Here is a 10,000-nt window from a genome sequence, read left to right as displayed (position 1 = left end):
TTATTATTCCAATTTATACGCAATCCATTTTAGGTTGGACGGCTACTGATGCTGGCTTACTTTTAATTCCGAGTTCTTTAATGACGGCTTTTATGATGCCAATTATTGGTCAATTACTTCAAAGAGGTGTTCCTCAAAAGTATTTAGTTGCCATTGGATTTTTAATGTTCTTCTTCTTTACTTTTTGGATGTATAATATCATGACACCTGATACTGGAGAAGAATTCATGTATTGGCCTTTAATTATTAGGGGATTAGGCTTGGGACTTCTCTTTGTTCCCATTACTACGTTATCGCTTTCTACATTAAAAGGAAAAAGTATTGGTGAAGGGGCCGCTTTTACAGGAATGATGCGACAATTAGGTGGTTCATTTGGTATAGCTATTATAACCACATTTATAGCACGATTTAGTCAAGAGCACCGTGTTAATTTAATAGGAAATATTGATGCTACAAAAGTGCAAGTTCAAGACAGAATTAGTCAATTACAACATGGGTTTATGGCAAAAGGCTTTAGTTCTAATGAGGCTTTAGATAAAGCTCACAAAATAATTGATTTAAGTATTACTAAACAAAGTACTGTTCTAGCCTATATGGATATTTTTCTGTTTTTAGGTATTCTATTTTTAATATGTATACCCATTATCCTTTTAATTAAAAACAATAAAAACAAAGTAAATATTAGTGAAGCGATGCACTAATGTATAGCATCAACATAAAATTAATAAAAAATCCTACTGTTAAAATTTAGTAGGATTTTTTTATTTATGGGATAACAAATTTGATTGTAAGATTAGCTACTACAATTTGATAAATTTTCTTATCGAATAAAAGATTTTAGACGTGTTAGATAATATAACCCTCAATTTAGATTAGATTGTATTATCTTGTAAAAACTAAAGTATTTCCTTTGCTCAAATTCGCATCAAAAGCATAACCTTCGTAGTTAAAACCTTTTAAATCTTCAATAGTTTCTGCATTGGTATCGATTATGTAGCGCACCATTAAGCCTCTTGCCTTTTTTGCGAAGAAACTAATCATTTTTAATTTTCCATCTTTGTAATCTTTGAATTCTGGCGTAATTACTGGAACTTTTAATGCCTTGGTGTCAACTGCACTAAAATATTCGTTACTTGCTAAATTTAGAAATAATTCATCTTTAGAAAGTTCTTTGTTTAAGACATCTGTGATGGTTTTTTTCCAGAATTCGTAAAGGTTTTTCTTGGTTCCAATTGCGATTGAAGTTCCCATTTCTAATCGATAAGGTTGCATTAAATCTAAAGGTTTTAGAAGTCCATACAAACCTGAAAGGATTCGTAATTTATCTTGTAAAATTGCTACTTTATCTGTTAGTAACGAATACACATCTAATCCGGTATACACATCACCATCAAAAGCATAAACTGCTGGACGTGCATTTTCAGGAGAAAAAGGAACACTCCATTCTTGATTTCGTTGCCAATTTAATTCGGCTAACTTTTCAGAAATATCCATAAGCTCCATTAATTGCTTCGGTTTTTTCTTTTTTAACGTCTTTTGAATGGTTTCCGATTTCGACAAAAAAGCAGGTTCTGTGTAATTTGAAATTGGTAACGGACTCTCGTAATTTAAAGACTTAGCTGGTGATATAACAATTTTCATAGTTTCTTATTTCTGTTTCTCAAAAGTACGAAAATATACAAATGTTGGTTTATTAGTGTTATAAGATTTAATTATAGTACCATAAAAAAACCTCCAACTATCTTTTGATTTGGAGGTTCTAATTTTTAAATATTTTTTTTATTCTTCTGTAAATATTTGCGCTTTTGAATAAACCCTCCATTTATCAATACATTCCTGTAAATCTTGCGGAATTGGCGTATCAAAACGTAAAAATTCTTTTGTGATGGGATGTTCAAATCCTAATGTTTTGGCATGAAGTGCTTGTCTTGGTAAAACTTTAAAACAATTATCGACAAACTGTTTGTATTTTGTAAAAGTCGTTCCTTTTAAAATAGAATCACCTCCATAACGTTCATCGTTAAAAAGCGTGTGACCGATATGTTTCATATGAACACGAATCTGATGTGTTCTTCCCGTTTCCAATTGACAAGAAACTAAAGTTACATATCCAAATCGCTCTAAAACTTTGTAATGTGTTACTGCGTGTTTTCCTTTTTCATCACTTTCATGAACCGCCATTCGCATTCGATTTGTATCATGACGACCGATATTACCTTCCACAGTTCCTTCGTCTTCTTCGATATTTCCCCAAACTAATGCTACATATTCTCTTTCCGAAGTTTTCTCAGCAAATTGTTTGGTCAAATATGCCATAGCAAAATCTGTTTTCGCTACCACTAATAATCCTGAAGTATCCTTATCAATTCGATGAACTAAACCTGGTCGTTCCGAACTGTTCATGGGTAAATTCTCGAAATGATACGCTAATGCATTCACCAAAGTTCCCGAATAATTTCCGTGACCTGGATGTACTACCATTCCTGCTGGTTTATTAATCACCAACAATTGATCATCTTCATAAACTATGTCCAATGGAATATTTTCAGGTGTTAGCAATTGCTCGTATGTTGGATGCGCTAAAACTAATCGCACCACATCACCAGCTTTTACTTTATAATTGGATTTTACCGCAACATCGTTCACTAAAATGGAACCATTTTCTGCTGCTTGTTGTATTTTATTTCGGGTGGTATTTTCAATCATGTTCATCAAAAATTTATCCACACGCAAAGCCGATTGACCTTTACTTGCTTCAAAACGATGATGTTCGTATAACTCGTCTTCGAGTTCGGTTCCTACATTATAATCCGCCATCTGTATCTTTAAATTCTACTGGTTCTGTTACGCCTTCTTCTACTGGAGGCAATGTATCTGCTGGCTCTTCTGAACTAAATGTGTCTTCATTGAAAACTTCTTTTCCATCACCTAATACAAAATCTAAAGTAGAACTTTTCTTCACTTTATCTCCAGCTCTTAATCTTCTTCCATTTTGATAAATTTGCAATACAATATCTTTCGCAATGTGTGGTTTATAAGTGATTTTCCCTTCTTTTAAAGTTAACGATTTTATAGTAGCCGAAATTTGCCGGAACGTTTTGTCTTTAAATTCTGGGATAGTAATATCCGTAAATTCACCTGCATTTAATTTCACATAGACTTTACGACCGTCTTTTACCAAACTTCCTGCTTTTGGATCTTGCTCTAAAATCGTAAAAGGAGGAAAATCAGCATTAAATTCAACTGTATCTAACAAGAAAACTTCTAAATCCAATTCGTTTAGCTTTTCTTCAGCAACTTCTAGTTTCATTTTAGATAAATCAGGCACTTTGATTTCCTGACCATGATTGGTTCTAAAATCTAAAAACTGAATCACTAAAAAAGTAAAACCCACAACTATTGCAGCGGCTAAAAAAGCTTGAGTAAAAAATGTTCTACTAGTTAAATATTTAAATAAACTCATACAAAATGATATTTTGACAAAGATATAAAAATCAAAAAGAAATTACGAAGCAATTCATTTTGATTTCTTCACCCTTTTAAAACGAATGAATTGCAAAAATATTTCTTTGGTAATCGAAGAAAAGAACACAAAATCTCAATAAATAATGTAATTTTGTGTATCACTTTTAGAATTTCAAAATGAAAAACGTTGCCATTATCATGGGAGGTTACTCTAGCGAGTACAAAATTTCGTTAACTAGCGGAAATGTTGTGTTTAACAATATTAATCGTGCTAAATTTAATCCGTATCGTATTCATATTTTTAAGGAAAAATGGGTGTATGTGGACGAAAATGATGCCGAATTCCCAATGGATAAAAACGATTTTTCAGTAACCGTAAATGGAACGAAAATCAATTTTGATGTAGTTTTTAATGCGATTCACGGAACGCCAGGAGAAGATGGTTTGATGCAAGCGTATTTTGAATTACTAAACATTCCTCAAACTTCTTGTGATTATTATCAAGCAGCTTTAACGTTCAACAAACGTGATATGTTATCCGTTTTAAAACCTTATGGAATCAAAACGGCGGAATCGTATTATTTGAATTTAGACGATGAAATTAATGTCGACAAAATTTTAGCGAAAGTAGGTATACCTTGTTTCGTTAAACCAAATAAATCGGGTTCAAGTTTCGGAATTTCGAAAGTAAAAACTAAAGAAGAATTTCTTCCTGCTATTGAAAACGCTTATAAAGAAGACGACGAAATCATTATTGAAAGTTTCCTTGACGGAACAGAAGTTTCAGTTGGTGTGATTAATTATAAAGGAACTGTTACAGTTTTACCAATTACCGAAATCGTATCCGAAAACGACTTTTTTGATTACGAAGCGAAATATTTAGGCAAATCGAAAGAAATTACGCCAGCCAGAATTTCGGACGAATTGAAAGTAAAAATCGAAACGGTTGCCAAAAGAGCTTATGAAGTTTTAAAAATGAAAGGTTTTTCGAGAAGTGAATTCATTATTGTTAACGATGAACCACATATGCTAGAAATGAATACCATCCCAGGTTTAACCACCGAAAGTATTCTACCGCAACAAGCTCGCGAAGCTGGAATTTCATTACCTGAATTGTTTGAAAACGCTATTGAATTGGCTTTAAATAAGTAAACTATGAAAAAAGCAATATTTCCAGGTTCATTTGACCCAATTACTAACGGACATTTCGATATTATCAAAAGAGGCGTTTCTTTATTTGATGAAGTCATTGTGGCGATTGGTGTTAATGCCGAAAAAAAATACATGTTTTCATTAGAAGATAGAAAGCGTTTCATCGAAGAAGCTTTCAAAGACGAACCAAAAGTTAAAGTCATCACCTACTCTGGTTTAACTATCGATTTATGTAAAAAAGAAAAAGCGGATTTCATTTTACGTGGACTTAGAAACCCAGCTGATTTTGAGTTTGAAAAAGCTATTGCTCATACCAATCGTGTCATGTCGAAAATAGAAACGGTTTTCTTATTAACAGCTGCTCGAACTTCGTTCATTTCTTCAAGTATTGTACGTGATGTATTGAGAAATGGTGGCGATATTTCGCAATTGGTTCCTGAATCGGTTTTGGATAAAAAGTAAAATCTTTCTCTTTATTTATTAATGTTTACTTTTGCACCTTAAATTACCTAAGCCTAAATTTACATGCAAAAAGTATTAAATCTCTTTGACTTCAAACAAAAAGTAGACTACAAAATTGAAATATTAGCAGGTTTAACAGTTGCTATGACCATGATTCCTGAATCGTTGTCTTTTGCAATTTTAGCTGGCTTTCCTCCTCTAACAGGATTATATGGTGCTTTTATAATGGGATTAATTACAGCTATTTTTGGTGGTCGCCCAGGTTTGATTTCGGGTGGAGCTGGTGCAACTGTAATTGTTTTAATCGCCTTGATGCAATCGCACGGATTAGAATATGTGTTTGGAGCTGTTGCTTTTGCAGGTGTAATCCAAATTATTGTAGGGTTATTCAAATTAGGTAAATTCATCCGATTAGTTCCGCATCCTGTAATGTTTGGATTCGTAAATGGATTAGCGGTTATTATTTTTATGTCGCAATTCGAACAATTTAAACAAGTTACCGATGGAACTTCTGAATGGCTTTCGGGTTCACCTTTACTCACGATGAGTGCTTTAGTCGCATTAACCATTGCTATTATTCTTGTTTTTCCAAAAATTACAAAAGCGGTTCCTGCTTCTTTAGTTGCCATTATTATTGTTTTTACTGTTGTGGTAGGTTTTAATATCGATACTAAACAAGTGGTTGACATTGCTTCTGTTAGCGGAAGCCTTCCTCCTTTTCATATTCCTGAAATTCCATTTACTTGGGATACTTTTATGATTATTTTGCCTTACGGGACTATTATGGCAGCTGTAGGTTTAACTGAAGGTTTGCTAACCCTAAATTTAGTAGATGAAATTACAGCTACCAAAGGAAATAGTAATCGAGAATGTTTAGCTCAAGGAACAGCCAATATTGCTAACGGATTTTTCTTCGGAATGGGCGGATGTCCGATGATTGCACAAACGTTAGTAAATTTATCAGCAGGTTCTCGTGCTCGTTTATCTGGAATTGTAGCAGCTTTAACCATTTTAATTATTATTTTAGTTGGTGCACCAGTTATTGAATTAGTACCAATGGCCGCTTTGACTGGAGTTATGATTATGGTAGCAATAGGAACTTTTGAATGGGCGAGTTTTAAAGCGTTTACCAAAATGCCAAAATCAGATATTTTAGTAATGGTAATTGTTACTTTGATTACAATTTTCTTGCATAATTTAGCTTTAGCAGTTTTGGTTGGAGTAATTATTTCGGCTTTGATTTTTGCATGGGAAAGTTCAAAACGTATTCGTGCTCGAAAATATATCGATGAAGACGGCGTAAAACATTATGAATTATACGGACCACTTTTCTTTGGTTCAACTACTGCATTTGCTGAAAAATTTGATGTAAATAACGATCCAAATGAAATCATAATTGATTTTGCCGAAAGCAGAATTTCTGATATGAGCGCGATTGATGCAGTTAACAAAATAACAGAACGCTATGCAAAATTGGGTAAAACCGTACATCTAAAACACTTAAGTTCTGATTGTATCGATTTACTAAAAAATGCAGAAGCTATAATTGATGTCAATATTTTAGAAGACCCGACGTATAAAGTTGCGGTTGAGAAAGTATAATCTAAAATGGAACACGAATTTCACTAATTTTCACAAATCTATTCGTGCTAATTAGTGAAATTTATGTTTTAATTCTCAAACACAATCAACTTTTCTTTGATAATTAAATTCGAAAAATGGAATTTATCTTTTATCCATTCCAAAGTTTTGGGTTGATAAATGAAAACATGTGTAAAATCATCTTTGTAATACCAATTTTCAAAAGGTTTTTGGTTGTTGAAAACTTCTGTTTTACAGTATAATTTACCTTTTGGAAGTAATAAACTTTTTAGTAATTCAAATTCTTTGTAAGGTTGATGAAAATGTTCCATTACTTCGCAACACGAAATGTAATCGTATTTTTGATTTAGAAGTGAAGGTTCATTCGCAAAGAATAAATCGTAATTCTGAACTTGAAACCCTTTATCCGTCAACATTTTAGCAATTACCGGACCCGTTCCTGAACCAAAATCCAAACCTTTAGCTTCGATAGAAAAATCATATAAAACAGCATTAACTATTGGCGAAACAAACGCTTGATACCGTTCATCAAAAACATCATTATTGTGTTTTTCGTAATGTGCTTTTTCTTCTTCAGCGGTTAAAAAAGTATGTTTAGGTCTGAAAATTCCATCGCAAGTATGACATTTGTAAAACAAATGTTTTGGCTTTTCACAGAAAAGCGTTGCAGTGGAATTACAAAGTGGACAGGTTGGAGAAGTCATAAATCACAATTATTGATTAAGTTGAATAATCTTCTGTTTTAACTAAAAACCACTCATTATTAACTCTTTTAAAAGTTAATTTCACTAAAATTCCGTTGTCGTTTCCTCTGTAATAAATATTTCTAAAGTTATTATTGGAATCAATATTGGCGAAAAAAAGTAAACTTTCTATTTCTTCTACAAGATTTAAATGATTCCATTTTTCTTTTTCTATTTTTTGTGAAATGATTTGATAATCATCATCAAGGGAATAATCTTCTAAGGGAAATAAAATGTGTGATTTTTGATAAATACTATCTTTTGAGAATTTCATAAAAAAATCAACAAACTTTTTTTCGGACAAATTATTAATGGAAATGGCACTAGAACCTAAAAACGTCCATTTCTGATTTATCTTTTCAAACTTATACTTTAAATTTTTACTTTTTTTTAAATCTAAAATTATTAAATCTTGTTTATCAGAAACATTTTTCTCTTCAAAAACCGATAATGTGTCCGAATTCAAGTAAGCAACAAAATCTTTCGATGAGAAAAAATTATAATCAATAGAATTGTCTTTATTACTCTTTTGAAGTCTTTTATCAAAAATAAAACTTTCGAAAAATTTCATAAAAGAAGTCGTATCAATTTCAGTTAAATTCTCAGTCAACACTGTCTCTAATTCATTTTGCTGCAAATCATCTAACTTTTCACCTTCAGATTTACAAGAAAACAAACAAAAAATTACAATTAAAAACAAATATTTCATAGATAAATCTATTTTATTCCTCTTCTTTTTTAATCACCTTTCTTGCTACTTCAATTTTATACTTCTTCCCTTTCATTTTTTCGTCTTTGATGTTTTGCAATAGAGTTTTTATTTTTGGATATTTTACTGCTACAAACGAAATAAAATCTTTGACTTCGATTAAGCCAATATCATCTTTTTCTAATTTACCTTTTTGAGAAAAGAAACCAACGATATCAATTTTATTCAACTTATTTTTCTTTCCTCCACTGATGTAAAGCGTTTGATATAAAGGCGCTTTTGGCAACGATTTCGCATTGGAAACATCTAATCTTCGTTTGCCATAATCAAAATAATCGGCTTTCTTTTCGGTTTCGTTTACCAGAACATAAGCGGTTCCAGTGGCTAACATACGAGCCGTTCTTCCATTTCTGTGGGTGAATTCGTCTTCTTTAGCTGGCAAATGGTAATGAATTACGTGATTCATTTCAGGAATATCCAAACCACGCGCGCCTAAATCGGTTGTAATCAAATAGGAAACACTGCCATTTCTGAACTGAATTAAAGCACGTTCGCGTTCGTCTTGGTCTAACCCACCATGATAAAACGTAGAAATAATGCCTTTTTGAGTCAACATATCATGAATGCGTTCCACCGCTTCTCTATGGTTACAAAAAATAATCGCAGCTTCGGAATTCAAAGAACAAATTAATTGAAATAAGGAATCAATTTTATCCTTAGATTTCGAAAATACGATGCGAATATATAAATTGTCATTTTGCTTCTCTTTCGGAATAAAATCCAAAACTTTCGGATTAACAACCTTAGTATATTTCGGAATTTCCACTCCTGAAGTTGCAGAAACTAAAATGCGTTTATTTGCTTTAGTAATTTTTCCAATGATATAAGACATTTCTTCATGGAAACCCAATTGTAACGACTTGTCAAACTCATCTAAAACATAGGTTTTTACGTTTTCAGTAGCAAAACTTCCTCGTTCAATATGATCGGCAATTCTTCCAGGCGTTCCAATTAACAACGCTGGCGGATTGCTTAAGTTTTTGAATTCCGTTTCTATCGAGTGACCTCCATAACACGTATTGACTTTGTAATGCGTTCCCATTTTTTTCCAAACCTGTTCAATTTGCAAACCTAATTCGCGTGATGGCACTAAAATTAGACATTGCACTCCTTTTACATCTTCTTCTAATAATTGAAAAATTGGTAATAAAAAAGCTAACGTTTTTCCCGAACCTGTTGGGGAAAGCAATAAAATATTATCTTCATTCAAAATAGCCTTTTGGGCTGCTTCTTGCATTTTGTTTAAACTTTGAATACCAAGATTCAATAGTACATTGTTGGAATATGGATTTTGACTCATGCGGCAAAGATAGTGATGATTGTTGAATTAATATTTTAAACCTTAAACTATCTCGTTAACTCAAAATCAATCACTTTTTAAATATAACTTTTCTATCTTTGTGATCTAAATTTAGAACATGATTCCACAAGAAACCATAGTTGCTTTGGCTACACCATCTGGAGCGGGTGCTATTGCTATTATTCGATTATCTGGTAAAGACGCTATTACGATTGCATCGGAAGTATTTCAATCGGTTTCAGGAAAAGATATTACGAAACAGAAAACCCATACGATTCATTTGGGACATATCACAGATAATGGAAAAATATACGACCAAGTATTGCTTTCGATTTTCAAAGGTCCAAATTCATACACTGGGGAAAATGTGATTGAAATATCGTGTCATGGTTCTACTTTTATCCAACAACAAATTATCCAATTATTACTTCGTAAAGGCGCAAAAATGGCTCAGGCAGGTGAATTTACCTTACGCGCTTTTTTAAACGGGAAATTGGATTTATCGCA

At 32.4% G+C, this 10,000-nt stretch carries 10 protein-coding genes and 1 pseudogene; 5 read left to right on the top strand and 6 right to left on the bottom strand.

Annotation, left to right across the window (positions count from 1 at the left end):
* The coding region (locus LDL23_RS05105; protein WP_291264743.1) for an MFS transporter at positions 1 to 701 on the top strand (701 nt) is incomplete at its 5' end.
* 181 nt (positions 702 to 882) lie between these two features.
* Here LDL23_RS05105 and yaaA read toward each other — a convergent pair.
* The 3 genes from yaaA to LDL23_RS05090 all read right to left on the bottom strand — a co-directional run bounded on the left by yaaA (position 883) and on the right by LDL23_RS05090 (position 3,463).
* Positions 883 to 1,641: a peroxide stress protein YaaA gene (gene yaaA, locus LDL23_RS05100; protein ID WP_291264742.1), complete on the bottom strand. Its 759-nt coding sequence runs from the start codon at positions 1,639 to 1,641 to the stop codon at positions 883 to 885.
* A gap of 138 nt (positions 1,642 to 1,779) precedes the next feature.
* Entirely contained in the window at positions 1,780 to 2,817 is a 1,038-nt protein-coding gene (locus LDL23_RS05095) for an RluA family pseudouridine synthase (protein WP_291264741.1), read from the bottom strand.
* Positions 2,804 to 3,463, bottom strand: a complete 660-nt coding sequence (locus LDL23_RS05090; RefSeq protein WP_291264740.1) for a PASTA domain-containing protein — start codon at positions 3,461 to 3,463, stop codon at positions 2,804 to 2,806. Before LDL23_RS05090 ends, LDL23_RS05095 begins: the two co-directional genes overlap by 14 nt.
* Positions 3,464 to 3,642: 179 nt before the next feature.
* On the opposite strand from LDL23_RS05090, the gene LDL23_RS05085 reads away from it, so the two are divergent.
* The 3 genes from LDL23_RS05085 (at position 3,643) to LDL23_RS05075 (ending at position 6,681) form a co-directional block, all read left to right on the top strand.
* A complete protein-coding gene (locus LDL23_RS05085; protein ID WP_291264739.1) occupies positions 3,643 to 4,617 on the top strand; it encodes a D-alanine--D-alanine ligase in 975 nt (324 codons plus the stop codon).
* A gap of 3 nt (positions 4,618 to 4,620) precedes the next feature.
* A complete protein-coding gene (gene coaD / locus LDL23_RS05080) occupies positions 4,621 to 5,079 on the top strand; it encodes a pantetheine-phosphate adenylyltransferase (protein WP_111567539.1) in 459 nt (152 codons plus the stop codon).
* 63 nt (positions 5,080 to 5,142) lie between these two features.
* On the top strand, positions 5,143 to 6,681 hold the full coding sequence (locus tag LDL23_RS05075; RefSeq protein ID WP_291264738.1) for a SulP family inorganic anion transporter: 1,539 nt from the start codon (positions 5,143 to 5,145) through the stop codon (positions 6,679 to 6,681).
* Positions 6,682 to 6,749: 68 nt separating this feature from the next.
* Here LDL23_RS05075 and LDL23_RS05070 read toward each other — a convergent pair whose 3' ends face one another.
* Genes LDL23_RS05070 through LDL23_RS05060 form a run of 3 tightly spaced genes read right to left on the bottom strand, consistent with a single transcriptional unit; the run spans position 6,750 to position 9,493 of the window.
* The gene (locus LDL23_RS05070) at positions 6,750 to 7,385 is read right to left on the bottom strand and encodes a class I SAM-dependent methyltransferase (protein WP_291264737.1); all 636 of its coding nucleotides are present in this window, start codon (positions 7,383 to 7,385) and stop codon (positions 6,750 to 6,752) included.
* 16 nt (positions 7,386 to 7,401) lie between these two features.
* Positions 7,402 to 8,133 (bottom strand): DUF4348 domain-containing protein, encoded by a 732-nt coding sequence (locus LDL23_RS05065; RefSeq protein ID WP_291264736.1) that lies wholly within the window; start codon positions 8,131 to 8,133, stop codon positions 7,402 to 7,404.
* 13 nt (positions 8,134 to 8,146) lie between these two features.
* A complete protein-coding gene (locus LDL23_RS05060; protein ID WP_291264735.1) occupies positions 8,147 to 9,493 on the bottom strand; it encodes a DEAD/DEAH box helicase in 1,347 nt (448 codons plus the stop codon).
* Between the two features lie 118 nt (positions 9,494 to 9,611).
* Between LDL23_RS05060 and LDL23_RS05055 the strand changes: the two are divergent.
* Positions 9,612 to 10,000, top strand: a pseudogene (locus tag LDL23_RS05055) (tRNA uridine-5-carboxymethylaminomethyl(34) synthesis GTPase MnmE); the annotation flags it as partial.

Source organism: Flavobacterium sp., from assembly GCF_020217025.1.
GTDB lineage: Bacteria > Bacteroidota > Bacteroidia > Flavobacteriales > Flavobacteriaceae > Flavobacterium.
This window is presented reverse-complemented; position numbering and strand designations above follow the sequence as displayed.

Excerpts from the sequence above, each read along its gene's own strand:
- yaaA (WP_291264742.1), bottom strand. The coding sequence starts at position 1,641 with ATGAAAATTGTTATATCACCAGCTAAGTCTTTAAATTACGAGAGTCCG.
- LDL23_RS05095 (WP_291264741.1), bottom strand. The coding sequence starts at position 2,817 with ATGGCGGATTATAATGTAGGAACCGAACTCGAAGACGAGTTATACGAA.
- LDL23_RS05090 (WP_291264740.1), bottom strand. The coding sequence starts at position 3,463 with ATGAGTTTATTTAAATATTTAACTAGTAGAACATTTTTTACTCAAGCT.
- LDL23_RS05085 (WP_291264739.1), top strand. The coding sequence starts at position 3,643 with ATGAAAAACGTTGCCATTATCATGGGAGGTTACTCTAGCGAGTACAAA.
- coaD (WP_111567539.1), top strand. The coding sequence starts at position 4,621 with ATGAAAAAAGCAATATTTCCAGGTTCATTTGACCCAATTACTAACGGA.
- LDL23_RS05075 (WP_291264738.1), top strand. The coding sequence starts at position 5,143 with ATGCAAAAAGTATTAAATCTCTTTGACTTCAAACAAAAAGTAGACTAC.
- LDL23_RS05070 (WP_291264737.1), bottom strand. The coding sequence starts at position 7,385 with ATGACTTCTCCAACCTGTCCACTTTGTAATTCCACTGCAACGCTTTTC.
- LDL23_RS05065 (WP_291264736.1), bottom strand. The coding sequence starts at position 8,133 with ATGAAATATTTGTTTTTAATTGTAATTTTTTGTTTGTTTTCTTGTAAA.
- LDL23_RS05060 (WP_291264735.1), bottom strand. The coding sequence starts at position 9,493 with ATGAGTCAAAATCCATATTCCAACAATGTACTATTGAATCTTGGTATT.